This is a genomic window from Marinomonas balearica, assembly GCF_004362145.1.
Lineage (GTDB): Bacteria > Pseudomonadota > Gammaproteobacteria > Pseudomonadales > Marinomonadaceae > Marinomonas > Marinomonas balearica.
In genome coordinates, this window is sequence record NZ_SNXC01000009.1 from 440,611 (window position 1) to 467,580 (window position 26,970).

General features: G+C 44.1%; 23 protein-coding genes and 2 pseudogenes. 19 read left to right on the top strand and 6 right to left on the bottom strand.

Annotated features, from left to right (window positions below):
* Window positions 1–290: 290 nt before the first annotated feature.
* From DFP79_RS03675 to DFP79_RS03690, 4 genes and pseudogenes are all read left to right on the top strand, one after another.
* Window positions 291–614: a YqfO family protein gene (locus tag DFP79_RS03675; protein ID WP_133502584.1), complete on the top strand. Its 324-nt coding sequence runs from the start codon at window positions 291–293 to the stop codon at window positions 612–614.
* 574 nt (window positions 615–1,188) lie between these two features.
* On the top strand, window positions 1,189–1,611 hold the full coding sequence (locus DFP79_RS03680; protein WP_133502585.1) for a GNAT family N-acetyltransferase: 423 nt from the start codon (window positions 1,189–1,191) through the stop codon (window positions 1,609–1,611).
* A gap of 914 nt (window positions 1,612–2,525) precedes the next feature.
* A pseudogene (locus tag DFP79_RS18015) lies at window positions 2,526–2,645 on the top strand (transposase); the annotation flags it as partial.
* A 174-nt stretch (window positions 2,646–2,819) separates the two neighbouring features.
* On the top strand, window positions 2,820–3,218 hold the full coding sequence (locus DFP79_RS03690; RefSeq protein ID WP_133502586.1) for a hypothetical protein: 399 nt from the start codon (window positions 2,820–2,822) through the stop codon (window positions 3,216–3,218).
* Between the two features lie 228 nt (window positions 3,219–3,446).
* Here the strand turns inward: DFP79_RS03690 and DFP79_RS03695 are convergent, their stop codons facing one another.
* Entirely contained in the window at window positions 3,447–3,989 is a 543-nt protein-coding gene (locus tag DFP79_RS03695; RefSeq protein WP_133502587.1) for a nuclear transport factor 2 family protein, read from the bottom strand.
* Between the two features lie 162 nt (window positions 3,990–4,151).
* Between DFP79_RS03695 and DFP79_RS03700 the strand changes: the two genes are divergently transcribed.
* A complete protein-coding gene (locus DFP79_RS03700; protein WP_133502588.1) occupies window positions 4,152–4,544 on the top strand; it encodes a winged helix-turn-helix transcriptional regulator in 393 nt (130 codons plus the stop codon).
* A gap of 219 nt (window positions 4,545–4,763) precedes the next feature.
* Window positions 4,764–4,910 carry a hypothetical protein gene (locus DFP79_RS03705; RefSeq protein ID WP_243730183.1) on the top strand — a complete coding sequence of 49 codons (147 nt, stop codon included), beginning with the start codon at window positions 4,764–4,766 and terminating at the stop codon, window positions 4,908–4,910.
* Window positions 4,911–4,936: 26 nt separating this feature from the next.
* On the opposite strand, the gene DFP79_RS03710 is transcribed toward DFP79_RS03705, so the two are convergent.
* On the bottom strand, window positions 4,937–5,812 hold the full coding sequence (locus DFP79_RS03710; RefSeq protein WP_133502589.1) for a MurR/RpiR family transcriptional regulator: 876 nt from the start codon (window positions 5,810–5,812) through the stop codon (window positions 4,937–4,939).
* A gap of 229 nt (window positions 5,813–6,041) precedes the next feature.
* Between DFP79_RS03710 and DFP79_RS03715 the strand changes: the two genes are divergently transcribed.
* The 6 genes from DFP79_RS03715 to DFP79_RS03740 all read left to right on the top strand — a co-directional run bounded on the left by DFP79_RS03715 (window position 6,042) and on the right by DFP79_RS03740 (window position 14,633).
* Window positions 6,042–7,106, top strand: a complete 1,065-nt coding sequence (locus tag DFP79_RS03715; protein WP_013660769.1) for a polyamine ABC transporter substrate-binding protein — start codon at window positions 6,042–6,044, stop codon at window positions 7,104–7,106.
* An 87-nt stretch (window positions 7,107–7,193) separates the two neighbouring features.
* Window positions 7,194–8,303 (top strand): ABC transporter ATP-binding protein, encoded by a 1,110-nt coding sequence (locus tag DFP79_RS03720; protein ID WP_133502590.1) that lies wholly within the window; start codon window positions 7,194–7,196, stop codon window positions 8,301–8,303.
* Between the two features lie 11 nt (window positions 8,304–8,314).
* Window positions 8,315–9,199, top strand: a complete 885-nt coding sequence (locus tag DFP79_RS03725) for an ABC transporter permease (RefSeq protein WP_133502591.1) — start codon at window positions 8,315–8,317, stop codon at window positions 9,197–9,199.
* A gap of 9 nt (window positions 9,200–9,208) precedes the next feature.
* A complete protein-coding gene (locus DFP79_RS03730) occupies window positions 9,209–10,039 on the top strand; it encodes an ABC transporter permease (RefSeq protein ID WP_013660772.1) in 831 nt (276 codons plus the stop codon).
* Between the two features lie 25 nt (window positions 10,040–10,064).
* The gene (locus tag DFP79_RS03735; protein WP_133502592.1) at window positions 10,065–11,162 is read left to right on the top strand and encodes a DmpA family aminopeptidase; all 1,098 of its coding nucleotides are present in this window, start codon (window positions 10,065–10,067) and stop codon (window positions 11,160–11,162) included.
* 168 nt (window positions 11,163–11,330) lie between these two features.
* Window positions 11,331–14,633 (top strand): pesticin C-terminus-like muramidase, encoded by a 3,303-nt coding sequence (locus DFP79_RS03740; RefSeq protein WP_133502593.1) that lies wholly within the window; start codon window positions 11,331–11,333, stop codon window positions 14,631–14,633.
* A 585-nt stretch (window positions 14,634–15,218) separates the two neighbouring features.
* Here the strand turns inward: DFP79_RS03740 and DFP79_RS03745 are convergent.
* From DFP79_RS03745 to DFP79_RS03755, 3 genes and pseudogenes are all read right to left on the bottom strand, one after another.
* Window positions 15,219–15,521, bottom strand: a pseudogene (locus tag DFP79_RS03745) (transposase); the annotation flags it as partial.
* A 69-nt stretch (window positions 15,522–15,590) separates the two neighbouring features.
* On the bottom strand, window positions 15,591–16,832 hold the full coding sequence (locus DFP79_RS03750; protein WP_133502594.1) for an NADH:flavin oxidoreductase/NADH oxidase family protein: 1,242 nt from the start codon (window positions 16,830–16,832) through the stop codon (window positions 15,591–15,593).
* A 73-nt stretch (window positions 16,833–16,905) separates the two neighbouring features.
* Window positions 16,906–17,691, bottom strand: coding sequence for an SDR family oxidoreductase (locus DFP79_RS03755; RefSeq protein ID WP_133502595.1), 786 nt, complete (start codon window positions 17,689–17,691; stop codon window positions 16,906–16,908).
* Window positions 17,692–17,952: 261 nt separating this feature from the next.
* Here DFP79_RS03755 and DFP79_RS03760 point away from each other — a divergent pair, with 261 nt between their 5' ends.
* The 7 genes from DFP79_RS03760 to DFP79_RS03790 all read left to right on the top strand — a co-directional run bounded on the left by DFP79_RS03760 (window position 17,953) and on the right by DFP79_RS03790 (window position 25,965).
* Window positions 17,953–18,927 (top strand): ABC transporter permease, encoded by a 975-nt coding sequence (locus DFP79_RS03760; protein ID WP_013660780.1) that lies wholly within the window; start codon window positions 17,953–17,955, stop codon window positions 18,925–18,927.
* Between the two features lie 174 nt (window positions 18,928–19,101).
* Window positions 19,102–20,031: a substrate-binding domain-containing protein gene (locus DFP79_RS03765; RefSeq protein ID WP_013660781.1), complete on the top strand. Its 930-nt coding sequence runs from the start codon at window positions 19,102–19,104 to the stop codon at window positions 20,029–20,031.
* A gap of 201 nt (window positions 20,032–20,232) precedes the next feature.
* Complete coding sequence (locus tag DFP79_RS03770) at window positions 20,233–21,729, top strand: sugar ABC transporter ATP-binding protein (protein ID WP_133502596.1); 1,497 nt, start codon at window positions 20,233–20,235, stop codon at window positions 21,727–21,729.
* 33 nt (window positions 21,730–21,762) lie between these two features.
* The gene (locus tag DFP79_RS03775) at window positions 21,763–22,551 is read left to right on the top strand and encodes an SDR family oxidoreductase (protein WP_133502597.1); all 789 of its coding nucleotides are present in this window, start codon (window positions 21,763–21,765) and stop codon (window positions 22,549–22,551) included.
* A 109-nt stretch (window positions 22,552–22,660) separates the two neighbouring features.
* Window positions 22,661–23,491 carry a transketolase gene (locus DFP79_RS03780; protein ID WP_133502598.1) on the top strand — a complete coding sequence of 277 codons (831 nt, stop codon included), beginning with the start codon at window positions 22,661–22,663 and terminating at the stop codon, window positions 23,489–23,491.
* Complete coding sequence (locus tag DFP79_RS03785) at window positions 23,484–24,422, top strand: transketolase family protein (RefSeq protein ID WP_133502599.1); 939 nt, start codon at window positions 23,484–23,486, stop codon at window positions 24,420–24,422. The genes DFP79_RS03780 and DFP79_RS03785 overlap by 8 nt, the downstream gene beginning before the upstream one ends.
* Window positions 24,423–24,483: 61 nt before the next feature.
* Complete coding sequence (locus tag DFP79_RS03790; protein ID WP_133502600.1) at window positions 24,484–25,965, top strand: FGGY family carbohydrate kinase; 1,482 nt, start codon at window positions 24,484–24,486, stop codon at window positions 25,963–25,965.
* Window positions 25,966–26,006: 41 nt separating this feature from the next.
* On the opposite strand, the gene DFP79_RS03795 is transcribed toward DFP79_RS03790, so the two are convergent.
* Window positions 26,007–26,954: a sugar-binding transcriptional regulator gene (locus DFP79_RS03795; protein ID WP_133502601.1), complete on the bottom strand. Its 948-nt coding sequence runs from the start codon at window positions 26,952–26,954 to the stop codon at window positions 26,007–26,009.
* Between the last annotated feature and the right edge of the window lie 16 nt (window positions 26,955–26,970).

A 26,970-nucleotide genomic window follows, 5' to 3' on the forward strand; every position in this document is an offset into this window, starting at 1 on the left:
TCAAAAGAAGCCAGTAATGTCGTCGGTTATCATGCTGGTATCCGTAGATTAAATGACATAAGCCATTCAGTATTTAACAAGACATTTATTCGAATTGAGATCATACAATTTGAGTGGTGTGAGGTCATTTCTTGCGTGAAAATTGAGAATAGTCTCCGGCTCACCGTGAACTTCTAAGATAGGCGGTTTAACCGCTGGTTATAAATCGATAGATTTGATTGTGGAGCTGGAAAGTGTTCCGTGATTCTATGTAGTGGGTGTATGTTAGTATGGCGTTTTGGGAGAAAACGATGGAATTCAAGCTAGAAATTTACGCACCTGAAACAGAAGTTATAGCTATTCGAGATGCACTTAACTCAGTTGGGGCAGGCGTTGTGGGTGACTATGACAGTGTTATTTCTATTGTGAAAATTTCAGGGTTCTGGAGACCAACGGAAAACTCGGAACCTGTTACTGGCGAGAAAGGTAAAATTAACTTTGGTGAAGAGGTCAGAATTGACGTTAGGTGCCAAGAGTCTTTAGTTCAAGCTACTCTTGATGCGGTTCGAAACATTCATCCTTACGAAGAACCCTTAATCAATATTTTACCTCTATACAATAATAAATTTATCTAGCCTCGTCTGCTAAAGCGTCGAGGCTCAGACCTAATTTAATAGGCTAATTTTCACTTCAAAATAGATGAGTGAAAACGTCAGAAGAAACCAGCAATGTCGTCGGGGTTATACAGAACCCCCAATTAATTGTTACTTCAACATAGTGATTCATCTACTTACTATGTTGGAGAGGCGAAGCAAATTCTTCGAAGCGACAACGGATAACGTTAGGTTAACCGGCGCTCACTAGTGTAATCATTCAAGTAATAGAAAAACCATGATCAGTCGAAAGGTTCTGAGGAGCCAGACTTGCCAATCACTTACGATATAGGTAAAACTACTGAGATGGACGATAATACACCGCAAAGACACAGGGAGGTCGCATCATGAAAAAAGCAAATCCCCTATATAATACGCGGCAGTTCAATAGACGGTTATAACTGCGGCTGAGCTGCTGTTATAACTCTTAATTTATATATTTCTCATGAGGAAGTATGCAAACTCAACCTAAAGGACTAATTTCAGTTTTGTTGAACGAACTTGCGGACTTTGGCGAAGGCTTAGTTTTTAAGAGAAACAAAAGGCGTTAAGCGAAATGATCACGTTCAAAAAATCATGCGACATATCCTTCGCTAAAGCCTTAGTAAAGCTAAACATGGCTTCTTACTATGAACAATATAATATCGTATGGAGTGATGAGCGCTTTGAGCAAAGTTGGAATGAGTTTGAGAACATTCAAATTCTAAAAGGCGGTGCTAAGGTGGGAGTTCTTAGATTATGGATAGCCGGAGATGCTCTATATATTAGGGATCTTCAAATATCTAAAGACCACCAAAGTAATGGAATTGGAACATCCGCAGTAAGCTATTCCCAGAACATCGCCAAATTAGAAAATTTAAAGTTCCTGAAACTTAGGGTATTTGAAAGCAACCCAGCTAAAGAACTTTATAAACGGCTAGGTTTTGTAGAAAGTAAGCGCGAAGGGTTCATCATCTCAATGGAGCAAGAAATTGCTTAAAAACGCAGGTAAGTGGAGGGTTACGCTAGAAAATATTGCAGACACGCCTGAAACCTCTCTCGCGTTAAAACTGAGAATAGTCTCCGGTTCACCGTGAGCTTCCAAAATAGGCAGATTAACCTCTGGTTTTAAATCGATAGATTGGATTGTAGAGCTGGAAAGCGTTTCCTTATTCTATGTAGTGGGTGTCTGTTAGTAAGTATGCGCGCAGTTTTGCGTCCGGCTTCCTGCGGACCAGACCTCATGGTCTAGCCCTTGCCATTCGCTAGTAGTTATCGTCTAATCAAAACATGGTTTTCGACAGTGATCTTCCTACAGAGGACTTTCACCTCATAAGTTCATGCCCATGATGGGCGTTTACAAACGCGTCAAATGAGACGCTCGTACCTCGCGAGCTTTACGCGGGCGTTATAACGATAAGGACAGTCAAGATGCTTATTACCTTTCACAATATTAAATATATACTAATCATGTGTTTTAAAATGTCCGTGGCAATATTTTTGTTTCGCGGGTTTTTTTCTGAAATCGAATTGAATATTGTCAATTTGATCCCATTTTTGTTGTCCTCAGTTATCGGAGCAACTTTAGCTTTTTTATATCTATATTTATTTCCTAGTCAGCGAAAATATAAGTTTCTTACATTTTTTATTCCGGGGGTTGTCTTAGAGGTGTTGATAATAACAACAGGGTTATCTAATTTCTGGCTGATTGATGAGTTAATATTAATGTTGTGTTTTATTATTGGCGGCCAAGAGCTTTCAAAGCCTGAGTCAAAATCGTTATAACAAGTGACTATGGTTCTGGAATTTAACAAGGAATTAAAATTTAACAAGACACTCATTCGAATTGACGGTGCATATATTTAACTATATTAATAAACAGTATTTTATCTGTTAAGGAAAAGGAGTTTCCGTATGCAGCGTCCAAGAAGTTAACAGGTCAGTTTATCTGACACCCCTTACTATCATAGTATTGCGAGATGTGTTCGCCGTGCTTTTCTTTGTGGGGAAGATGTCGTCACGGGCAAAAGCTTCACAGCACACACTGAAGACAGTCTGCATTACCTTAAATCGATGACGAGAAAGCACATCACTCATAAAGTATCGACGGTTTCTAAACACGTTTTTACCAGCATCGCACTTAATGTGTTTGACTTGCTCATCATGCCCTAACTCTTTTAATTCTTGAGCCGCATTAAAGGTAATATCTTGGATCACTTCTTCGTTTTGCTAGTTACCATATTTTTCTTTTTAACTGCTTCGTTTGCTAATGCAGAGAATGATTATATTTGCGCTCAGTCTGATAATTTGTTTTGCGGGAAAAACACTACATTTAGCCCGCTTGGTAAAGTAGCTGGTGCTTTTCAGGTTTATAACTATTCATTTGTTTTTGGTAGCGCTCAGCGTATGAGTAAACGGGTTATCTTTTTAGATTTGTCAGGCAAGCTCATAGGCATTTATGCAGTCCCTGAAGCTGCTATAGCAATTCAAGGTAGCTGTGTCATTTTCCCTTTCGAAGCCAGAACAGGCAATTCAATTTGCCTTAAACAGGGTGAGCTTCCACACGTAACATGGCTAGATGGCGAACATTTTGAATTATATCAGTAAGCAAATGTGGTGGCTGTTTTAGACCTCCCTGTCGCGATAATGTGTAGGCTTCACTAATAGACAATCTTGAATTTCTCAGCGAGCGGGGCTAGAAAGGCGATGGATGGCATGACTTATACCGACCCAAACTCTTTTTGTTGATGACAAATCGACAGCTCGCAAGTCCCAAATACTCAAACAATACAGCTAACCCATCACTCAGTTGTGTGGGTTAAACTGTCTTACTGATTAAAAAACACCGTTCTCGTTTTTAATATCACCACCGCTCATGAATGCATAGAATCTCATGAAGGTATCGAGCGCTTGAATTGAATCCCAATGTTCGACAATCCGTCCGTTCTCAAGACGCCATGTATCAATAATATTCATCCCTTTCTTTTCGTTCCCTCTGTCATCTTTCTTTAAGGTTGCGTGAGAGTGAAAAATGACAAAGTCTCCGTCAACATAGATGTGTTTTACGTCGTATGTGTAATCCGGGTAATCCTCAACGAATTCTTTTAAAAAGCCGACGAGCCCCGTGATTTTATCGGGTAGGTTGCGGTTGTGCTGCACATACGAACTGTCGTTATAGTGCTCTAGTATGTAGTCGAAACGATGGTCGTTCATTAGGTTTTGAACAAAATCTACCACTACGGTGGCGTTGGCCAGCTCTTTCTCTGTCCAGTTGTTTTTTTGTAGTGAATTAAGGTTTATGTCTAGCTTGTCAGGGTTTTGTGCGAAGGTTGAAGTGCATGCCCATAGTAGTAGTGTGGATACGATGATTTTCAACATGGTTTGGTCCTCTCGTGGTTTCTATTCTAAGTAGGTATTGGTTCTGCATTATGGTATTCATTAGTAACCTAGACTACAATAAGGCACTGGAATGTTATCTAGGCACATTTTGGTAACTCATAGAATAAGATCGATAGGGGTTGTAAAGTGGGGAGTAACGAAGTGAAAACGAAGGTTCAAAGTGGCGATAAATCCGAGAAAAGGGTATTTCACAACACTGATGACTGCCCCATTCGCAATGTGGTAACTCAGATTGGTGATAAATGGTCTGTGCTGCTTTTATTTGCGCTCGTTGAAGGGCCTGATAGGTTTAACGCTTTGAAAGCTAGGGTGGTCGGGATATCGCAACGTATGCTCACGCAAACTCTGCGTGACTTGGAACGAGAAGGGTACGTAAACAGAACGGTCTACCCTGAAGTGCCAGTAAAGGTCGAATACGAGCTTACTGCATTAGGAAGGAATTTAGTCCAACCCTTGTATCAGTTGGTTTCTTGGGCGGAGACGCATCATGATGAAATCAAACAGTCTCGAATAGAGTACGATAATCGGGGTTAAGGTTCTAAAGAATCTGCTTATAATTGGCTTATTAACACACAAGAGCAATTGGCGAACTTCTTGGGTGTTAAGGCTCAATTTCAGGATTTAGGGTACGATTCCTAGCACGCTGAAACACTCTGTGTGTCTTACCGAACTATATGAGGCGTGCGTATTACTGATAAGGCTATTAGACAATCTTGAACTTCTCAGCGAGCGTAAAATGTAGTGGGTGTCTAGTTGGCTATTGGTCGTGTTATTGGTCAAGAGTTGGCTAAATCCATCGCGGATGCATTTTTACAGGAAGCCTTTGATGAAAATGGACGTTCTGCGAATAATGTAAAAGCGATCAATGCGGTAGACAGTAAGTATCACGCGCTTTCTTAGGCATCTCTCATCGGCTTTAGATCTTTCTAAAAGAGCTTTAACTCTTTAGAAAGGTCTTGCCATCTTTTAGATCGTTGGTTGGCCTTTGTCGATTTATTCGCCACGGCATCAACCAGTACGTTTGAAGCCAGAACCAAGCCCCATGTGGATTCTAAAAACAAGCCAGACTTTGATTTCGCATAAATGGAACACGCATTGTATTGCCTTGCCCAATGACAGAATTCATCGGTGATGATGACTAACTGAATGCCCAACTCTTGAGCAAGTTGGCAGAGCTTTTGACTCTCTCCCGCGTAGGGAACAACGTCGAAGATAACGAGAGCATCGTACTTTGAGCCTCCTAATGTTGGATAGTCGATCCATTCCGCCAGCATACCGTCGTGCGGTGAAAGGTACTGTACGTTGCTTCTCGCCAGCAATAAGCGCCGAGCAAAATCCTCGGCGGCACCACGAATACTCTGAAAGCCGGTGACATAGACTTTATTCGCTGCGCTTACTCGTCGAACCAGTGTATCCCATTCTTCTGTTTCAAACTGTTCGTACAGTCGTACCATGGCTTGAAGTTCACTCTTGAGCTGCCCCGAATTTTTATTTCGGCTTTCTTTTAGGTTTGCCTCTGACGCATCGAGGTGAACGGGAATGAACTCTTTTTGCAGTGTGCTCTTTAGTGAAGCGATTCCTTTAAAACCGGCCCGCTTTAAAAACCGACTGACGGTTATCTGGCTAACGGAGGCTTTTTCTGCGATCGATGCGCCGGTTTCATAGGCAATGGAATCTAAGTTCAAGAGAATGTATTGCGCTACCCGCGCTTCAGAATTGCTAAGAGTGGGGATGAGTGCTTGTATGGTTTGCGCTGTTTTGGTCGCTATGTACTCAGGCTTTGACGAAAAAGTATTTTCCATATCTCCTCACTTTAGCTTCTGCATTTATTCGGTGCATTAAGTTATAACCTAATTCACTCTTTGGTGCATAAAATTCGATACAAAGATGCAATACCAAATAAATCGTTGTTTTTTATGAAAATATTTATGTTAGAAAACTAACATAAATTGATATTGTAAGAATTACAACATTCCTTAGAATAAAAATTAGTCAATGTTGATGTCACCTTAACCAACGAAGGATTATTTTATGAATAAGCTATGTTCCAAGTTAGTGAGTAGAAAAATCAAAAAATCAATCGCGATGGCGGGTTTAGCTGCGACGTCTGTTGCATTCAGTTCAATGTCCTATGCAGACGAAACGCTAAACCTATATAACTGGGGAGAATACATAAACCCAGAAGTTCTAACGAAGTTCACAGAAGAAACTGGGATAAAAGTGACGTTAGACACTTACTCTTCAAACGAAGAAATGCTGGCAAAACTGCAAGCGGGTGCTAAAGGATACGACATTGTTTTTCCGTCTGTTCACATGCAAGACATTATGGCTAAGTTGAGCCTTCTTGAGAAAACAGATATTAGCCAGTCTCCTAAATTTAAAAACATTGATGCCTCTTTTTTAACGGCAGAATCTGACCCTAAAGGCGAGTACTGCTTGCCTTATGCATGGGGTAACGTTGGGATTTTGTACAACAAGAACAAGGTGAGCGAGTTGTCGTCTTGGGAAGATTTTTTTGCACTTCCTGATCAAGGCCAAAACATTGCGATGCTGGATGACATGCGTGAAGTTATAGGCGTTGGCTTAATGATGGACGGTAAGAGTGTAAACAGCGTCGAAAAAGATGAGTTGAAATCCGCTCAAGAGTTTTTGATCTCTAAGAAAGACAAGGTGTCTGCTTTTACATACGACAGTATTCCAATGGTGCAATCTGGTGACATCGCAGCAGCTCAATGGTATGTAGGTGCGATGCTATACGTCTTTGATAACCCAGAAACATTGGCTTATGTTATTCCTGAAGAGGGTGCAACCATGTATCAGGAAAACATGTGTGTGCTTAAAGGCGCACCTAATAAAGCCAATGCGAAACGCTTTATGGAGTTTTTCATGACGCCTGAGATTGCCGCACTTAATACTAAGCAGCAAACCAACGGGTCGATGAACACCGAAGCGATCAAGTTATTGCCTTCTTATTTGCGTGACAATCCAAACATCAACCCACCAAAAGAAATGAAGGCTAAGCTGCAAATGTTTAAAGAGCTGGGTCGAGGCATTAAGTTGTATGATCGAGTGTGGACCAAAATTCGCACATCATAATCTTACTGTTGCCTTATATTTCCACCGCCCCTTTGGTGTTTGCTAAAGGGGCTTGAATTATTCAATGAGACATCCAACGAGACGTAAATGACAAACCGGCAGCCACTTCTCCAAATAAAAAAGGCATTCCGTCAATTCGTTACGCCGGAAGGCGGAATAATAAACGCGCTAGACGGCATAGACCTAACCATTGATGAATCTGAGTTCATTACGCTTCTCGGTCCATCTGGGTGCGGAAAAACCACGTTGCTCAATATTATCGCGGGCTTTGAGACTCTCGATGCCGGAGACATTGCGCTGGTTGATGAATCCTTATTAAAGTCGCCAGCCCATAAACGTCCTGTTAATACGGTGTTTCAATCTTATGCTTTATTCCCGCATTTAAGTGTGGGAGACAATGTTGGGTATGGGCTAGACATTGCGAAGGTCGAAAAAAATGAACGTAATAAACGCGTTGCCGCTGCGCTGACGTTAGTTGGCTTGTCTGGTATTGAAGCGCGTTCCCCAGAGCAATTGTCTGGTGGCCAAAAACAACGTGTCGCACTGGCGAGAGCGATCATTAATAGGCCTAAAATTTTGTTGCTCGATGAGCCTCTTTCAGCGTTGGATAAAAATCTTCGCTTGAAGATGCAATACGAGCTAAAAATGCTGCAACGCGAATTAGGCATTTGCTTTATCTTCGTTACTCATGATCAAGAAGAAGCATTGACGATGTCAGATCGTGTGGTGGTGTTAAACGGTGGCAAGATTGAGCAGGTAGATGCGCCTGCGAAGCTCTACAATACGCCAAAAAGTCGTTTTGTCGCCGAATTTGTCGGCGAAAGTAATTTGTTCGAAGTGACCATAACGAAAATGGACGATACGAGTGTTACTTTCTCAAGCTTTGAGTTAGGGACTGAAATCGCCATGGATCAGAGTATGTTAAATGGCGAAGTCGGAGATACCGTCGACGTTTTGTTACGCCCTGAGCACTTGTTCCCTAAACCCACAAATCCAGATGACGTATTTTTGGACGTTCAAGTTACAAAAAACACCTTTGTAGGAACGGATTTCCAAGTGGTGGGTGAGCTGGATAATGGCAAGACGGTAAAAGCACTGGTACGTGATCAAGATTTTGACGCACAAATCGGAGAACGTTTAAGGCTTTTCTTTTCTCGTTCGCGCCTTCATATCATCCCGAACAAAAAGAATCCCTAGAGAGGCTGATTATGAAACAGACAAAGTCTTATCTTACTCTTGCGTTTCTTTTAGCTCCGACCACATTGTTTCTCGGCATTTTCTTTGTCGGGCCTTTATTGATAATGGCGATCTACAGTTTGCTTGAGCCCGGTCTTTATGGTGGTGTGGAGTGGGCATTTTATCATTGGAATTACGGCCGAATCTTTGGTTGGGCAGACGGCTTTTACGAAGAGTTCGATTTTGTTTATTTAGAGATCTTCGGTCGCTCAATCGGGTTGGCGTTAATGACGGTCTTGGGAACGTTGATCATCTGCTACCCTGCGGCGTTTTGGGTCAGTACGCTTTCACCCAAGCGTAAAGCATTGTGTATGTTTTTGATTACATTGCCGTTCTTTGCAAGTATGGTTGTAAGGTTGTATGCGTGGGTTCTTATTCTGAGAGATTCTGGCTTTTTAAATCAGTTCCTAATGAGTACCGGATTGCTGTCTGAGCCTTTGCACATTATGTTTTCAAGCTCCGCGGTCATCATCGGTATGGTTTATATCTTCATTCCGTTTATGTTTCTCCCCATTTACACCAATGTTGAAAAAATAGACAAAGGCTTAATCAAAGCATCGCAGGATTTAGGTGCAACTCATCTACAGACTTTTTTAACGGTCATTCTACCGATTACGCTTCCCGGTGTTATTGCTGGCTCGATCTTGGTGTTCATCCCCAGTTTAGGAAACTTTGTTGTGCCCGATTTATTGGGCGGTGCCAAAGTGCTGATGATAGGAAATATGATCGAGCAGCAGTTCTTATACGCGCGAAATTGGCCATTTGGAGCGGCATTATCCATGATGATTATTCTCTTTATGTTGATCGTTCTGGCTTGGTATTTACGCAAAGCTAAAAACAGTGCCATTGCTCTGTAGGAGACATTTATGAACAAGAAATCCATATTGAGTCGCCTGTTATCTATCTATGGCGTTCTATTTTTTATCTTTTTATACGCGCCAGTTGCGCTGATTGTGCTTTATTCATTTAATGCAAACCCGATCAATATCATGATATGGGATGGGTTTACTTTAGATTGGTATCGCAGCATCTTTGGTTTTTCTACGTCTTTGAACGACAGTGCCAGCTATGTTGATTCAACCGATCAGCTGTTAAACGCAGTTGTGAACAGCTTAATTGTTGCGCTCAGTGCGACGGCCATATCCACGGTTCTTGGAACATCGACTGCGCTGGCGGTTGCTCGGTATCGGTTTAAGTTCCAAGGTTTTTATCGCATGTTGATGTTTGTTCCTATGGTGATGCCTGACATCGTACTGGGGATCGCGCTCTTGGTGTTTTTTATTGGCGCGGGATTTTCGCTTGGCAACACTACCATTGTTATTGGCCACTGTACGTTTTTGACGAGTTATGTGTTTATTGTTGTCAGTGCGCGATTAAGTGGGATGTCATCCAATATTGAATATGCCTCTTCAGATCTGGGAGCCAATGCAATAACCACGTTTAGAAAGGTGACATTGCCGCTAATTTTGCCGGGTGTCGTCGGCGGTGCCTTACTCAGCTTTATCATCTCGATGGACGATCTTGTTATTACTTACTTTATCAGTGGTGTCGATTCAACGACGCTACCTGTGTTTATTCTCAGTATGATTCGCCGAGGCATCAAACCCGAAATTAACGCCATCGCTACCATGATGTTGTTGTTCTCGGTGGTCGTCGCCAGTGCTGGAATCTACTTCCGTTCAAAGAAAGTTAATTGAATTCAGTTTTCTTGAGGATGTATCTATGAAAACGAAATTAAGAGCTCGTGAAATGGGTTTGCCTTTTTCAGGGAAAACAGGCGTGAATAACAATATTACCGATGTGGCAGGGGTCCAAGTCGGGTACAAAACTCTGATTGATCACGAAAACGCATCGCAAAAACAAACGGGCGTTACGGCCATTTTACCTCGCGGAAGAAGCAACACGCCGCAGCCGGTTTGGGCAGGAATGTATGCACTAAATGGTAATGGGGAAATGACAGGAACCCATTGGATTCAAGATGGGGGATACTTTACAGGCCCGATCATGATTACAAATTCTCATGCTGTTGGCATTACCCATCACGCTGCCGTGAAATGGACAATCAATCAGTATAAAGAAGCGTGGACAGAGCATCATTTATGGGCGATGCCAGTTGTAGCAGAAACCTTTGATGGGATCTTAAACGACATCAATGCGATGCACGTAACTGAACAAGATGCACAAGATGCCCTTGATGATGCGCAAAGTGGTCCGATTCAAGAGGGCAACGTTGGCGGTGGAACAGGGATGATCGCCTATGATTACAAAGGTGGCACCGGAAGTTCTTCGAGACTCATTAAGGTTGATGATCGTGAATACACCGTCGGGGCTTTGGTTCAGGCTAATCACGGGGTTAGAAAATGGTTTAACGTGCTCGGTGCTCCGTTTGGGCTGCATGACAACGAAAATCTTATTCACCCTTTGCATGAACAAGGCTCTATCATTGTTGTTATTGCAACGGATGCGCCCATGCTCCCTCATCAATTAAAACGCATGGCGAAACGTGCCGCGATAGGCATTGGGCGTAATGGCTCACCCGGCGGCAACAATTCCGGTGATATATTTTTAGCGTTCAGTACTGCAAACTCTAAAAACATGCCGCAATTGAGTGAATCACACCAAACGATGGATTACCTTAACGATGAGGTTTTTGACGATTTTTACCTTGCCGTGGTGGAATCCATAGAAGAAGCGGTCATCAACGCCATGTTCGCCGCCGACGATGTACCTGTCTTTAAAATGGCCGAAAGTGAAGTGTGCAGAGCCATCGACACACAAAAGCTCTGCGAATTTGTGTCCGCTTCCCGTGTGATGAGTTAGTTTTTTACTGAGATTTTCTTCTTTGAGTCGCCATAGGAATGGGGTAAGAAAACACTACCATTCCTTTTGGCTTGCCGATAGAATATCTGCCCATAAAGCAGGATGCTTTGATGCGATTTTATTATTTAGATCGCGATAGATTGTTTTCGATTCGATAAGGACATCACTTTGACAGATCATTCTCGCACCCAGATTTTTCTACATCTGGACTCTGGCGTTTTTCCTATTCAAACCTTAGAAGGCTCTGAAGCAGTCAATGACTGTCTGGACCTTTGCGTTACAACCTCCAGTCGTTTGACATCCGGTTTTACAGACTCTGAATCTCGCGCTTTGATTGGTACGTTTGCAACGCTCCAAATCCGTTCGGGCGATACGGAACGCTGGTGGTACGGTGATATCGCAGCTGTTCACGAATCGTGGGATCGAGGTCGTCATTTTTGGAAGGTAAAGATCACCAATAAATTGCAGCGTGGCACCTTACAAACTCGCACCAAACTCTGGATGCAGTTGTCTCGTAAAGAGCTGATCTATCGCTTGCTTGAAGATATGGGCTACTATCGATATGAGATTACGTGGTCTGTGGATGAGGTTTCTGCGCCTAATGGGCCATTTCTTCAAGCGCAAGAAAGCAATTATGATTTCTTTAAACGATTGCTTGCTGAAGTGGGCGCGAACTTTTGGTTCAACCACGACGCAGACATGCTTCATGAGCAATTGATTCTTTCCAATTCGCCTTATTTATCAAAGTACTTACCAAATATAGAATGGGTGCAACGTGTTTCTGGCTTGTCTCCTTCGCATAGACGCAATCGTATTGTGAGTGTGTTGCCTGAATTTAATGCGGTTTCTACACGTTACGGAGCGGCGACGAATGCGGCATTGCATCATTCAAATCGAGCGGATGCATCGCAAAATAGCCTTACGCCTACACATGTAAATCACGAACTGTTTACTCCGCCAAGACCTGAAGCCGAAGCGACACAGCGGGCTTTATTTGCCCAACAGCACGCTAATCAAAAAGCACTTTTATTAGAGATAGTCAGCCATCAGCCTCTTTTAACCGCGGGTCATAGTTTGGTGATGGAGAGCAGTCGATGTCTGGGCTACCAGTTAGAACAGGGCGATATACGCTTAGTCAGTGTGCAGCATAAAGCCAGCACGTTGAGTGATGGTTCAGGGCTTCAGTACTCTAATACTGCAGTTGCTCTTCCCAGAGAAACGCCGATTCGACCAGAGCGTATTGAACCACAGCACTTGCCTCAATTTTTTGCTGCTCGTATTGAAAGTCAGCATGAATACGCTCAACTTACTCAAAATGGCTATTACCGGTTCCGTCCAGAATTTGAAACACCGACCGAACGTTCTGAATACAGTCATGCGCAAGCGAGTCCATTGGTAGAGCGTATTTTGCCGTACAGCTCTCCGAAAACGAAAGAGGGCGAAGCGGTAGGGTGGCACTTTCCCATGCTGAATGACAGCAGCATCTTGGTTACGTGCTTGAATAATGATCCCAACCGTATGGCCATAGTGGGCTTTATCCCGAGTTTGGGGAAAGACGGCCCTGTCAGTGACAGCAACCAAACTCAACACCGTATTGTTACTTCATCGCAGAATGAACTTTTAATGGATGACAGTCCGAACAATCATCGGTTTGCGCTCTTCACTTTTGATGGCCAAACAATGCTCGACCTGTTTGGAAGTGACAAAGAACACTACATTCGTCTGACCTGCATATACGGGGGCATTAACCTTAATGCCAGCCTAACGGTACAAATGAGCGCTCAAGAATCCATCGTTTTCGAAGCAGGGCAGCAGATAGACATTAAAGCCAAACAACAGGCCAGCATCATTACTGAAAACGATGCGATAACGTTTCAATCTGCTGAAGAAATGAATTTGGAATCCAAAAATAACCTCTCCATTACAAGTACCGAAGGCGATGTTTCGATTTGGGCGCAAGCGAAACCGATTACTCAACACGCTAAAAATGGCCTAATGCAAACTGTCAGTGGCGGTAATGCTGAAACGTTGATACAAGGGGGCTCAACGACGGTTCAAGTTAACGGTGGCGAAATGCAGCTCGAAAGCCAAGGAGACATCGTTATCACCGATGGTACAGGCGGTATAAAAATCGATCAGCAAGGTAACATCAAACTGTGGGGAAGCAATGTCTATTTTGATTCTAACAGTGTCACATTTGATGGCGAGATCGAATACGACTCTGGCGGCAATGAATCAGAAAGCGCCCCAGAACTGCAAGTTACTGAATTGACCGAGACCGCTTTACTCGAATTGGAACCAGTGGAACACACTGAAGGAGAGCCTGCTCGATACGTGAGAAGTGCCCCGGTTGTGAATGAAAAAAATCAGTGGACTCCTTCTAGAACGGTTCGACCTCTGCCACCATCCAACACTCTAAAATCGTCACTTTTAAAGACGTCGACATACCTTGAAAAACTTGCCAATGAAAACGAAGCCTGCGTAAGTAGGGGAAGTAAGCGAAAAGGAGATGTTAAGCGCATACAAAGAGCACTTATCGCAATGAACTTCGACCTTGGTCGCGCAGGCGTCGACGGCGACTTTGGGCCGACAACTCAGAAGCGAGTTGAAGATTTTCAAAAGACATTCAAAGAAACTCATACCATCCACTTGGATTACCAAATCGGTGAAAGTAATGGCACGGTCAATAGAGGAACCCTTCTTGGGCTTGACGAAGCCTTAGTTGGTGAGTGGAAAAATAACGATGATGAAATGGATATGAAATGGTTAACCGTGCCGAAAGGGGCATTAACGTTTGATTCAGAAGGCGATGATATAGAGGGAAGTATTTACTTTACACGCGTCGCACACGTTCCCAATAACAATGGAAAAGTCATAGACAATTCTGGTATTACTATTGGCCGAGGGTTGGACATAGGGTGTCGTGATGCTAATGAGGTGGCTCAACTCTTTGCGGCCGCAGCGAAAAACGCCGAGCCAATTAGCGATAAACTATTAAATTGGCTAAAAGGTGGTGCAGGCAAGAAAAAGAATGCTGCGTATGATTACTGGCTAACACTGGACAAAAATGTGCCTAAAGATGAGCAAACAATCACGCGTAAAATGCAGCATTATCTGTTTTTAGAGATTTATGCGGATTACCAAAAAAAGGCCAAACACCTAACGACAAAAGCCGATGTCTGTAAAGAATACTTGGGGGATGAGAAGAAGAAAGTCGATTGGGATGCGTTGCCGCAAAATGTAAAAGACGTGCTTATTGATTTGACCTACCGAGGGGACTATACAGGCTCCAAGGATAAGCGTGGTAATACCAGAAAACAGATTGTTCCGGCGATTTATAAAGATCAACAGGAAGGACTCAGTGGTGAAACATCCAACTTTTATGGAGTGATGTTGAATAAAAAAGAATGGACTACAAAGTTTAAAGTGGATGAAAATCGTATTATTTCTAGAATAGGTACTTTAGAGTGAATATTTATATGTCGTCGTTTTTTTTGATTTTTTTCTCGATAGGCGTTTTTGCTGATGATATTGACCAATATAGATACTATCAGACAGACCAAATTTTACCGAAAAGAAAGTCAGCTCATTATATTGTCTATATAAAAAATAATGACCCCTGTATTTATACGTATAACTTAAGAGAGAAAAAGACAGTCCGTTTTTGTGAAATGGGTGATTCTGGGTTAAATTTAGAAAGAAATTACCCATCTATTTACCCCGTTGACTTGACTCTAAGATTAGGTGGATTTGATTTTAAGGTCGCAGCACCGTGGAGCGAACAAAAATGTCAAATTTACTTTCCCAGAATGAAATTAACCTGCGAACCAACTGGAAACTGACTTTTTATAATTGTTGAATAAAGAACTCTCAATCTCGGAAAAATAAAGGCGTTCCAGATGGCTTAGGGAACCTTCGAATAACTCAGTCTATTAGTCGCTCAGCTGTACTAGCTCACCGTTGATATTTTACATTTGCGCTCTATAAACATAAATTTCGAGCGCTTTTAACGCCATTTTGGGATTTTCACTCCCATTTTTGGAGCCGCTAGACGGACTAACCCCGTGCAGATCGTATCATTTGGTCGACTCGCAGTAAGTTTCCAAGCGCAAATAAGACGGCAAGCTTATTGTCATTCTTCGACAAGCCTTTGTAGACGACTTTTCGGAAGCCAAACTGGCATTTTAGTATTCTAAACGGGTGCTCGACTTTGGCTCTGATACTGGCCTTTAAATACTCTGTTCGGATGGGGTTCTTATTTATACGAGGACGTTTCTTCCAAGCTCGTATCTTACTGGGCATTTCAGCAATCATTCAATCCAGCTTCTTTCCTTTAGTTTCCTCTCGTTTTTTTACACCACATTAGGAGTCTTAGTCGGCTTAAGTCGTTGAGATTGTCTCATGTTGCCGACTTATTCGCAGGTTCCCTTACCCCTCACTCATTCCGAAGTGTTTTTTCCATTTCTCACTTTTAACGTTTTCTGATTTCTTGAGCCAGTCGATGGCTTGGGTTAAGTTGATCGTTTGATCTCTCGTGGAAGTGGTGATGTACTCACTTGTTGCGATATCTGTTAAACGCTGAGTATACCAAGCGGTGATGCCACCTGGAGGAGGTTGACGAAAGCTTGGAAATTCAGGATCTTTGATTGGGGTGTCGGTGTTTTTCCAATCATTCGCTAATTGTGGGTTTAATGCGAGCGCACGTGCGAGACCGACTGCATCGGTACTTTCATTAGCCAGAGCGTCGATGGCCTGTTGTCTGTTTTTGAATCCGCCGGTTACTACGATAGGAATGCTTGTTAGGTACTTGGCTTGCTTTGCAAATTCGACAAAGTAAGGGCCGCTAGATACCTTGTCGGAGCTAGATTCAGCACCCGGAAAGTATGAACCACCGCTGATTTCGATTAAATCCAGTGATGTTTTGTCGAGTAGCCGTATGGCACAGAGAGAGTCTTGTTGCGTTAGGCCTCCTTCTAGCTGATCGGAAGAATTTATTTTTATGCCAATTGGGAAGTTAGGGCCGACGCTAGCACGTACTTTTTCAATGATCTGTATGATGATCCAAAGTCGATTTTCAATTGATCCGCCGTATTCATCTTGGCGGCGATTGAAGAGGGGAGATAAAAATTGGCTGAGAAGAAAACCGTGTCCCGCATGGATTTGTACTCCAGTGAAGCCGGTCTTTTGTGCTATTAATGCTGCGTTTGCATACTGTTTTGGGAGATTTTGTATTTCTTCGTTGCTCAATGCGTCGCATTGTAACTCTGGTAGTTCAAGAGCCGAAGGGCCTTTGGTTGAAGGCGTTATGGATGCCGCAGACAAGCATCCCGCATGACCAAGTTGAGGCCAAATGTGCATTTGATTGGTTGAGGCTTTTTTTGTCAGCCGCTGAAGGGACTCGATATCTGTTTGTGCATTTAATACGAGATTGGCTGGGGATTCGGGAGCATCAGGTAGGATTTGAGCTTCTCCTATAAGAGCCAGACCTACGCCACCGAGTGCCCATCGCTCATAAAGTCTCGCTTGGGCTTCTGTCGCATTGCCTTCTCCGTCGCCTAAACAATCTGACATCGCAGATTTGACGATGCGGTTTTTTAAGACCGTGCCACATGGTAAGCACAGAGGCTGGTAAAGCAAGCGGATCGATTTACTCTGTGGCGTCGTAGTCATATCGAGTCCTACCTGTTTCAGATTGATGCACTCATGCTATCAGACTTACCAGTAAAATTGTAAATGAATCGGGTTAAGACATGATCAACCCGCCATCGACATTGATAGCTTGCCCTGTAATGTATGCTGCATCGGGTCCTGCTAGAAACGCAACGAGTCCAGCGACTTCTTTTACGCTTCCAGCGCGTTTCATGGGGATATTTTCCACCCAGGAAGCCATCAGTTCACCCGGTTTAAAATCGCCCATAAGTTCGCCCCATACTTTGTCATTGTAATCCCACATGTCTGTGTGGATGATGCCGGGGCAAATGGAGTTGACGGTGATGTGGTCGGCTGCGACTTCTTTCGCTAAGCTCTGAGTTAACCCCATAGCACCAAATTTACTGGCTGCGTAGTGAGGGGTGTAAATGAAACCTTCTCTGGCTTGCCCTGAGGCCGTGTTTATCAAACGGCCACCTTGGCCTGCTAGCTTCATGTAATAAATGGCTTCTTTACAGCAGAAGAACATGCCTTTTGTGTTCACGTCTAGCGTAATGTCCCAATCTTTTTCGGTGACTTCTTCAAGTTTGGATATGCGGATCACCCCTGCGTTTTGAACCGAGACATCGATTGACCCCATTCTTTCGTAAGCACTTTTGTAGAAGCTTTTTATGGACGCTACATTACTAACATCACATTGCACAAAGTGAACGATCTGCGTTGGATACTGTTCCTTCAGTTGTATTACTGTTTCATCGTAATTTTGGTCGATCGTACCGACAACGACGTTGTGTCCATCCTGTAAAAAGCGCTCTGTAATGCCTAATCCTATGCCTTTGTTACCTCCGCATACGACTACATTTTTGACGTCAGTGTGCATGGTTCGCTCCATTTTTTGTTTTATTTTATGAGTAAGGGTTCTAAAAACGATCTGTATTTTTCACGTTTAATCTTTCGGTTTTTTAGACTTTTATTGGCAAATTGAAGTTTCCTGTTTTTTTATCATCCCATAAGTTGACAAATAATAGAGTACAAACCAGAATGTTTAAAGAATAAAAATACTTGATTGAATAAATATTCAGTCGCAACATTGTAGTGCGTTAAAATAAAAAATATTAAACGCCTTTTAGGAGTGATATCCATGATGCGAAGCCGACAAGGTGCTCCATTATCTCTTGGTGGTACGTCTTTCTCATTCATCAGTGGTTCAACAGGCCCGTTGATTGGCTTGTTACTACTGTGTGCTTTCCTTTCTTTCTCAACAGAATCTTTTTTCTCACTAAGAAACTTCGTCAACATTCTCGATCAGATCACGGTTCTTGGCATCCTTGCGGTGGGAATGACGTTTGTCATTTTGATTGGCGGAATCGATTTGTCAGTGGGCTCGGTGCTTGCGCTGGCTGGAATGGTGATGGGGTATCTCGCTAAAGAAGCGGGGTGGCCGATGGGATCAGCCATCTTGTTTGGATTAATCGTCGCGGGTATGGCGGGATTGGTCTCTGGTTTACTCATCGCATTCTTTCGGGTGCCTGCGTTTATAGCGACGCTTGCAATGATGTCTGCCGCGCGTGGATTAGCCAATATGGTGACAGACGGCCATCAAATCATCAGTTTTCCTATTTGGTTTAACTTAATGGCGGTGATTCGTTATGGCGGTGTCATCACCATAACGGTTGGCATCATGTTAGCGATTTTCTTAATCTGCTGGGCGTATCTTAAATTTACGTCAGGCGGCCGCAGCTTGTACGCGATTGGTGGAAACGCTGAGGTTGCTCGTTTAGCGGGAATCAAAGTTAAGCTGCATACCGTTGGCGTCTATGTATTTGCCGCTGTGTTGTCAGGTGTTGCGGGAGTGTTACTCGGCGCACGGTTAGATTCGGTTCAGCCTCAAGCGGGTGTGTCTTATGAATTAGATGCCATTGCCGCAGTGGTGATCGGTGGTACGAGCCTATCAGGTGGTACGGGAAGCTTAGTCGGAACTATTATCGGCGTGTTGATCATTGGTGTCTTGAGAAACGGTTTGAATTTACTTGGCGTCTCTCCCTTCATGCAGCAAGTTGTGATTGGTTTTGTGATCGCTTTGGCGGTCGCAATTGAAGCGCTGAAAAAGCGTTAAAAAACGAATTTTATCATTGGCTTTTTAAGTAGCCATGCAGGGCGGATGTGATCTAAGCAAACCTTCGCCAATAGAAAACCAACCGATGAGTTTGAGTGTCGGATATCCTTAGAACCCGCAATTTTGTCGTACGCGGATTTTAATAAAAATAAAAACGTAGGAGGGTTGTACCCGATGAAGATCCAAAAATTGTTATTAGCTGGTGCTGTTGCTACTTCATTTGTTGCTGGTGGAGCGAGTGCCGCTGAAGTCACGAAAATTGGCTTAGCTGTACCTAACCTTTCAGCAAACTATTTTATCCAAATTAAGGAGTCGGTAGAGGAGTACGCAAGTAAAAAGGGAATTAAGGTTATCACGGTAAATGCAAACGATGACAGCTCGACTCAGGTCAGTCAGGTCCAAGATTTGATGACACAGAACATCGATGCGTTCTTATACATCCCTGCGGGTGCGGCTGCAGCGACTGTACCTCCTCGTTTAGCGCGTAGAGCGGGTATTCCGGTTGTCAATGTTGACCGAAATGCAGAAACGGAACCGGGTGATACTTTTATTGCTGGGGAAGGTGTGAAGTCTGCTTATAAAGTATGTAGTCACATCATTGATCTTGCTGGTGGTAAGGGCGAGATGATTATGATCCATGGGCAAAAAGGGGTGACACCTGAGGTTAACCGTACTAAAGGTTGTAATCAGGCCATCGCTGAAAATCCCGGCGTTAAATTAGTTGCGGATCAATGGAGTGAGCGTTGGTCACAGGATGAAGGTTTCTCAATCGCTCAAAACTTATTGCAAGCCTATCCTAATGTAAATTTGGTGTTTGGTCAGGCAGACGGTTTGGCAATGGGGGCTGCAAAGGCTGTTGCTGCATCGGGTGCAGATCATAGAATCTTTGTCGGTGGCTATGATGGTGATACGGGTGCATTAAAAGCCATTAAACAAGGCGTGTTTGATGTAACTGCGACTCAAAGTACACGTGCTATGGGACGTTTAGCGGTGGATTCTGCAATCAAACTTGCTGCTGGCGGAATGGTTCCAAAAGAGCAAATTATCGACGCTGTGCTGACGACTTCTGCAAACGTAGATGCGTTTATTAGCGATCACCCATAACTTCTAAGTTATTGGGCTCTACTGGCAGCTATTTGATATGGCTGCCAGTCAGTCTCTCTAGTTGATGAAGGTTTTAAAACCTAGCGTAATTTCAAATCACAAGACAGTCGAACGAATGGCTCGGTGAGAGACTGCATAACTTAAACGACGAAAGTTCTTTTGCAATGGATAAGTTTGCAAAGGATAAGAGAGAAGCCTGTTATGACAGTGAACAACAAACCCATACTCACGTTGCGAAATATCCGGAAGAGCTTTGGTCCAACTGAAGTGTTGCATGGGGTGGATCTTGAGGTTTATCCGGGCGAAGTCGTTGCTTTTTTAGGTGAAAATGGTGCAGGTAAGTCGACAACATCCAACATTATTGCAGGCGGATTTCATCAAACGTCTGGTGAGATGACTTGGTTGGGTGAGCCGTATGCGCCAAACAGCCCGCGTGAAGCGATCAACCAAGGTCTCGTCTTGATTCATCAGGAACTGCGATTATTGGAGCATTTGTCGGTTGCAGAAAATGTGTTTATCGGTAGGTGGCCGGGGGCCGGGGGCATCATTAGCCGGAAGAAGATGGAAGAAGAGGCTCAGCTTCAAATCGATAAACTTGGGTTGACGGTCTCTCCCTCCTCTTTAGTAAGAGGTTTGTCGACGGCCAATCAACAGCTAATAGAGATTGCCAAGGCGCTGGCATTGAATGCCAAGTTGCTTATTCTCGATGAGCCAACTGCTGCGCTTGGCGGCGCTGAAACAGAGCTGTTGTTTCAGCAGATTGAGCGTTTGAAGGCCGAAGGTGTTGGAATTATCTATATCTCTCACCGATTGGAAGAAATACGAAAAGTAGCTGACCGGATTGTCGTCATGCGCGATGGCGATTGCGTTAAGCAGTTTGATTCTGCGGACATTCCCGTTAAAACCCTGGTAGAGAGCATGGTGGGGCGTGATCTTGATCGCATGTTCCCTGCGATCCCAACGCCATCCGAAGAGATTAGTTTGGAAGTAAAACAACTCTCTTCACCGAGTGGTCGTTTTAGCGATATTAATTTCGCGGTGAAAAAAGGCGAAATATTTGGTATTGCAGGTTTGATTGGCGCGGGTCGTACTGAAGTGGTACGAGCTATTACAGGGGCGGATCCTATTGCCTCCGGGAAAGTGATTCTTGATGGTGTTGAAATTACGCCGAAAACACCAACGCGTTCTATAGAAAGTGGCGTTGTGTTGGTACCAGAAGATCGAAAACTACAGGGCTTAGTGCTTGATCACTCCATTGAAGACAACATTGCGTACGCTAATTTGTCGACTATTTCTCAGTTGGGAGTTCTGAACCCGAGGCGTATTAAAAAATACGCGAAGGACGGAATCGCACGTTTTGGCGTAAAAGGAACAGGTACTCAAAATGCGGGCGAAATGTCAGGCGGCAACCAGCAAAAAGTGATACTCGCAAAGTGGTTGGCAAAAGACCCAAAAGTTGTGGTTTTAGATGAACCAACAAGAGGGATAGACGTGGGTGCTCGATCTGCGATATACGAGATTATTGTTGAGTTAGCCCAGAAGGGCATTGCTGTGATTGTGGTTAGCTCGGATCTTGAAGAAGTGTTGGGTATATCGAACCGCATAATGGTCATGGCAGAAGGCAAAATGACGGGAATACTTAACCGAGAAGACGCAAACGACGTGTCGGTCATGGAACTGGCAACGGCGTTTGGATAACTTCTTCTAACGGACGATTTGATGAGGAAAGGTATGCAAAATTTCAGTGTAAATGCGGCGAAATTGTTCGACCTTACGGGACGTGTTGCGTTTGTAACGGGTGCCGGAAGCGGTATTGGTCAGTGTATTGCTCATGCTTTGGCCAGTGCTGGCGCAAAAGTAACCTGCTTTGATATGCGAGAAGACGGTGGCTTGAGTGATACGCTTAAAAGCATCCAAAGTATCGGTGGAGAAGCAATAGCCTGCACTGGTGATGTATGTGATGTAGCGTCTTTGGAAGCGGCGATTTCACAAACAGAGACAGCATTTGGTCGGCTTGATATCGCTGTGAATGCAGCAGGGATCGCAAATGCAAATCCTGCGCTGGCAATGGAGCCTGTACAGTGGCAAAAAGTCATTGATATTAATCTAACGGGCGTTTGGAATTCGTGTAAAGCGGAAGCGACATTGATGGAAAAAAGCGGCGGTGGTTCCATCGTCAATATTGGTTCTATGTCAGGTGTGATTGTTAACCGGGGCTTAGAGCAAGCTCATTACAATACGTCTAAAGCGGGCGTCATTCATATGACAAAAAGCTTGGCGATGGAGTGGGTGGATAAAAAGATTCGTGTGAATTCGATTAGCCCAGGGTACACGGCAACGCCGATGAATACGAGGCCGGAAATGGTTCATCAGACAAAAGAATTTGAGAGTCAAACCCCAATGGGGCGAATGGCGAGAGTGGATGAAATGGCTGGGCCAGCGATCTTTCTTGCTTCTGATGCGGCGTCCTATTGTACAGGTGTGGACCTTTTGGTTGATGGTGGCTTTGTCTGCTGGTAACGCAAATTTAAAAAAACACAGCGCTTAGACGCGTGTGTTTTTTTAAATTCTATGAATAAATATTCTTGATGGAAAATAAATTCCTGATGGTTTGCTGATAGGAGGATTTATGAATCCTTTTCAATTTAGTATCGACGAGTTAGAGAAGAAAGCTCGATCGATAAGGCGAAAAATTATACGGTTGAATGCTGGTAGCCCAGCAGGTGGGCATACTGGTGCAGACTTGTCTCAAGTTGAAATTGTCACTGCTTTGTACTTTCGTATATTGAATTGCGCACCGGATCGGACAGCGGACGATAATCGTGACATTTACATTCAATCCAAAGGTCATGCGGCAGGTGGTTACTATTGCTGTCTCGCGGAAGCCGGCTATTTTTCCCCCGATTGGTTACCTACCTATCAGCACAATGATTCACACTTGCCCGGGCATCCTGTTAGGCAAAAGACGCCCGGTGTTGAGCTGAATACCGGAGCATTAGGCCATGGGTTGCCCGTAGCAGTTGGCATGGCATTAGCGGCAAAACGTGATGGTAGCGCTAGAAAAGTGTTTGTTTTAACGGGTGATGGCGAGTTAGCAGAAGGCAGTAATTGGGAAGCAGCGCTAGTAGCTGCGCATTATCAGCTTGATAACCTCATTGTGATCAATGATAAAAATAGCCTGCAACTCGCGGGTGCGACGCAAGACATTATGAAGACAGATCCGTTAGAAGATAAGTGGAAAGCTTTTGGTCTAAACGTCACCCATTGTGAGGGGAACGACTTAAGCTCCGTGGTAAACACGTTGGAAAGTTTAAAAGCCGAGAGCAGCCCCAACGTCGTGATTGCCAATACGGTGAAAGGGGCGGGTGTGTCGTTTATTGCAGGTCGTCCTGAGTGGCATCATCGCGTACCAAAAGGCGATGAAGTTGAACGTGCATTAAAGGAGCTTGAAGATGTCTAATAGCGAACATTTTGCCAATATAATGGTTCAGTGTTTTATCGATGCGGTAAAAGCGGGCGTGGATCTTGTTCCTGTGGTGGCTGACTCGACATCAACGTCTAAAATTAAACCTTTTGTTGCCGAGTTCCCCGATCGCCTTGTGAATGTGGGCATTGCTGAACAAGTGATGGTAGGCACAGCAGCAGGGCTTGCATTATCTGGCAAGGTCGCGGCGACTTGTAATGCAGCGCCATTTTTGGTGTCGCGCAGTAACGAGCAAGTTAAAGTTGACGTGTGCTACAACAATACCAATGTAAAACTGTTTGGGCTTAATTCTGGTGCGAGCTACGGCCCGCTGGCCAGTACTCACCATGCCATTGATGACATCAGCACGATGCGTGGGTTTGGCAATATACAAATTTTTGCGCCCAGTTGCCCGATTGAATGTAAGCAAATTATAGAGCACGCCATTCGTGAAATGGGTCCAGTTTATATTCGAATGGACGGTAAAGCATTGCCTGAGTTACACGATACGGATTATCGTTTTGTTCCGGGTGAACCTTCGTTGCTAAGAAAGGGAAGTAAAGTGGCTATTTGTGCCCTCGGATCGGTCGTCCATGAGGCAGTAGCAGCGGCGGATTCTCTTATTGAAGCGGGTCTTGATGTCGCAGTGATCAACGTTTCGTCTATTCGCCCGCTTAATCGTGAGTTGTTAGGGAATATGTTGTCAGGTATGCCGCATGTCGTCACGGTTGAAGAGCACAATATAAACGGTGGGCTAGGCAGCATAGTAGCAGAAGTGGTCGCTGAACAAGGTTTGAAGTCTCAGTTAACTCGGTTAGGTGTTGCTGACGGTAATTACGCTGCCGCTGGCGATCGACCCTATACACGTAAAAACTTATCCATCGACAGTGCGGGAATTGCATTGGTTTGTCAGAACTTGATGGGGTAAGGCGTGATTTATTGTCACGTTCGTTAATAGCAATAATATAGTAAATACAGCGAGAGAGTTGATGCGAAAGGTCATTTTGGCAATAGATGAAGGTACAACGAATGTTAAGTCCTTACTTATGGATAAGCAGGGTGATGTGATTGGTAAGGGTTCTTCCCCTTTATCTATTAGTTACCCTTCTGCGGGGCATGTTGAGCAAGATCCGCTTGAAATGATCGAAAGAGTGAAAGCATCAATTGAGCTTGCGTTGAAATCCACTGCTGAAAAAGTGGATATAGAAGCCGTTGCTATTAGTAATCAGCGTGAATCTGTTCTCTTGTGGGATCGCCAAACAGGGAAGCCGCTATCTAATGTGATCAGTTGGCAATGTCGTCGTTCTGAATCTTTATGTGAGTCATTACGCGAAGATGAGATTTTTAGTCAGTATGTTCAATCCGCAACGGGATTGACGTTGGATCCTATGTTTCCCGCGACCAAGGTATCCATGGTTTTAAGTCAAATTTCGATGGGCGAAGAGCGTGCAGGGCAAGGTGAGATATGCATCGGTACGATTAACAGTTGGCTGATTTGGAATATGACCGATCAAACATTTGTTACGGATGTTTCTAATGCGTCTCGTACTCAGCTTTTCAATATTCGAGACCTCGTCTGGGAGGCAGGAATTCTTAAGAAGCTGCATATTCCTGCAAAAGCATTGCCCACAGTTGTTGGGTCTTCATGTGTGGTTGGAGTAACTCGTGAATTCGGTATGTTAAAGAGTGGCATTCCGATCGCGTCGCAAGTGGGTGATTCTCACGCTGCTCTGTTCGGCCACGGCGGTTTTAATAAAGGCGTTGTAAAAGCAACCTATGGCACCGGTAGCTCTGTGATGGCTGCGGTGCCGAAGCTTCCTGCGATTCGTAGTGAAATTAGTACAACGATTGCATGGCAAGACTGCGACCTATTTTATGGGCTTGAAGGCAACATTACGCATACAGGGTCGGGCATTGATTGGGTTCGACGCATGTTGGGTGTGGAAGACATTGAAGCTATGTGTGAGCTTGCTGCAGAAGCAGATAAGGATCACTCTGTGTTTTTTGTCCCAGCGTTATCTGGACTCGGTGCGCCGTATTGGGATTTAGATGCAACGGGAATTTTTAGCGGTCTAAAAAGTGGAACCGAGCGAGCGGACATTGCTCGTGCTGCATTTGAAGCCGTGATTTTTCAGGTGGCCGATGTATTCAATCTGATACAAGAAGAATTACCAGAGCCGATAGAGTATCTCAGTGTAGACGGAGGTCCCACACATAATGACTGGTTGATGCAAGCTCAAGCGGATTTACTAGGAGTGACAATAAGACGAGGCGATGTTGCTGAAGTGTCGGCGATGGGAGCTGGCTTTTTGGCCGGCTTAGAAATAGGTTGGTGGGGTGATAAAGAAGCATTAGCCAACCTCAAACGTCATGAAGTATTGTTTGAACCGAAAAGAGCGAAACATGAATACTGGCAAACGCGTTATCTCGGTTGGAAGGCCGCCGTGCTGAAATGCAGGATGCCTTCGTAAGGACAGAAAGACAAATTGTGCGTCATAGATGATGAGTCGAATTATTGGGCGATGGCTTCAGCTGTCACTCTATCCGTAATTAATACGTCTATGTAGCCTCCGCGCAGTGCGCCTTTAATCGCTTCAACTTTGTCTAAGCCGCCAGCAAGTGCAACGACATGCTCACAAGCATGGAGTTGTTCGAGTGTCATGCCAATAACAGGGTTGTTTTCATTTTCTAGAACGGGCTCACCTTGTTGATTGTAATAGTGTAAGCACATATCTCCCACAGCATTGCGTGTTGCTAACTCTTTCAGTGTTGTTTCATCGAAGTAATTTCCAGAGTTACGCAGCAGGTTTGATGGCTCCAACATGCCTATTCCGACAATCGCTAAATTAACCTTATTGAACATGCTGACGACTTCGGATACACCCATTGTTGCAAGAAGCTTGTCCTTTTCTGCAACGGACTGTTCGATACTTTGCGCGGGCAACATGTAGGCAGGACAAGAAAGTATGTCCGCCATGTTTTGTGTGAGAATCGTCGCTTGAATACTGCCATTGTGACCCACGCCACCTAAGAGTTGAATAACGCCGTCTGTTTTCGTTTTTGACGGTGTTAGGTAGCTGATCATAGAGCGGATCGTGTCGCTCCATGATGAAATACCGATTAAATCACCGTCTCTCAGAGTGGTATCAAGGTAATGTGCGCCAGATGAGCCAATTGCGCGTTTTACTTGCGTGTCGGATGGATTGTCTTCCACATCGACGACAATGACGTTTGATACACCAAAGGTTTTTTGGATATGGGACTCAAGCGCAATAAATACATTGGGCGGCTGCACGACGTTAATTTTGACAATACCTTCTTTTAGGCATCGTGTGACAGAACGTGACACCTGCGATTGTGACAGACGAAGTGTTTTTGCTATTTGGGCTTGTTTTAAACCTTCTTGATAATAGAGTGTGGCTATTTTTAGTAATAGCCGAGTTTCATCGTGTTTCGACATGTCTTTGTGTCTCTAA

Excerpts from the sequence above, each read along its gene's own strand:
- DFP79_RS03675 (WP_133502584.1), top strand. The coding sequence starts at position 291 with ATGGAATTCAAGCTAGAAATTTACGCACCTGAAACAGAAGTTATAGCT.
- DFP79_RS03680 (WP_133502585.1), top strand. The coding sequence starts at position 1,189 with ATGATCACGTTCAAAAAATCATGCGACATATCCTTCGCTAAAGCCTTA.
- DFP79_RS03695 (WP_133502587.1), bottom strand. The coding sequence starts at position 3,989 with ATGTTGAAAATCATCGTATCCACACTACTACTATGGGCATGCACTTCA.
- DFP79_RS03710 (WP_133502589.1), bottom strand. The coding sequence starts at position 5,812 with ATGGAAAATACTTTTTCGTCAAAGCCTGAGTACATAGCGACCAAAACA.
- DFP79_RS03715 (WP_013660769.1), top strand. The coding sequence starts at position 6,042 with ATGAATAAGCTATGTTCCAAGTTAGTGAGTAGAAAAATCAAAAAATCA.
- DFP79_RS03720 (WP_133502590.1), top strand. The coding sequence starts at position 7,194 with ATGACAAACCGGCAGCCACTTCTCCAAATAAAAAAGGCATTCCGTCAA.
- DFP79_RS03725 (WP_133502591.1), top strand. The coding sequence starts at position 8,315 with ATGAAACAGACAAAGTCTTATCTTACTCTTGCGTTTCTTTTAGCTCCG.
- DFP79_RS03730 (WP_013660772.1), top strand. The coding sequence starts at position 9,209 with ATGAACAAGAAATCCATATTGAGTCGCCTGTTATCTATCTATGGCGTT.
- DFP79_RS03735 (WP_133502592.1), top strand. The coding sequence starts at position 10,065 with ATGAAAACGAAATTAAGAGCTCGTGAAATGGGTTTGCCTTTTTCAGGG.
- DFP79_RS03750 (WP_133502594.1), bottom strand. The coding sequence starts at position 16,832 with ATGACTACGACGCCACAGAGTAAATCGATCCGCTTGCTTTACCAGCCT.
- DFP79_RS03755 (WP_133502595.1), bottom strand. The coding sequence starts at position 17,691 with ATGCACACTGACGTCAAAAATGTAGTCGTATGCGGAGGTAACAAAGGC.
- DFP79_RS03760 (WP_013660780.1), top strand. The coding sequence starts at position 17,953 with ATGATGCGAAGCCGACAAGGTGCTCCATTATCTCTTGGTGGTACGTCT.
- DFP79_RS03765 (WP_013660781.1), top strand. The coding sequence starts at position 19,102 with ATGAAGATCCAAAAATTGTTATTAGCTGGTGCTGTTGCTACTTCATTT.
- DFP79_RS03770 (WP_133502596.1), top strand. The coding sequence starts at position 20,233 with ATGACAGTGAACAACAAACCCATACTCACGTTGCGAAATATCCGGAAG.
- DFP79_RS03775 (WP_133502597.1), top strand. The coding sequence starts at position 21,763 with ATGCAAAATTTCAGTGTAAATGCGGCGAAATTGTTCGACCTTACGGGA.
- DFP79_RS03780 (WP_133502598.1), top strand. The coding sequence starts at position 22,661 with ATGAATCCTTTTCAATTTAGTATCGACGAGTTAGAGAAGAAAGCTCGA.
- DFP79_RS03785 (WP_133502599.1), top strand. The coding sequence starts at position 23,484 with ATGTCTAATAGCGAACATTTTGCCAATATAATGGTTCAGTGTTTTATC.
- DFP79_RS03790 (WP_133502600.1), top strand. The coding sequence starts at position 24,484 with ATGCGAAAGGTCATTTTGGCAATAGATGAAGGTACAACGAATGTTAAG.
- DFP79_RS03795 (WP_133502601.1), bottom strand. The coding sequence starts at position 26,954 with ATGTCGAAACACGATGAAACTCGGCTATTACTAAAAATAGCCACACTC.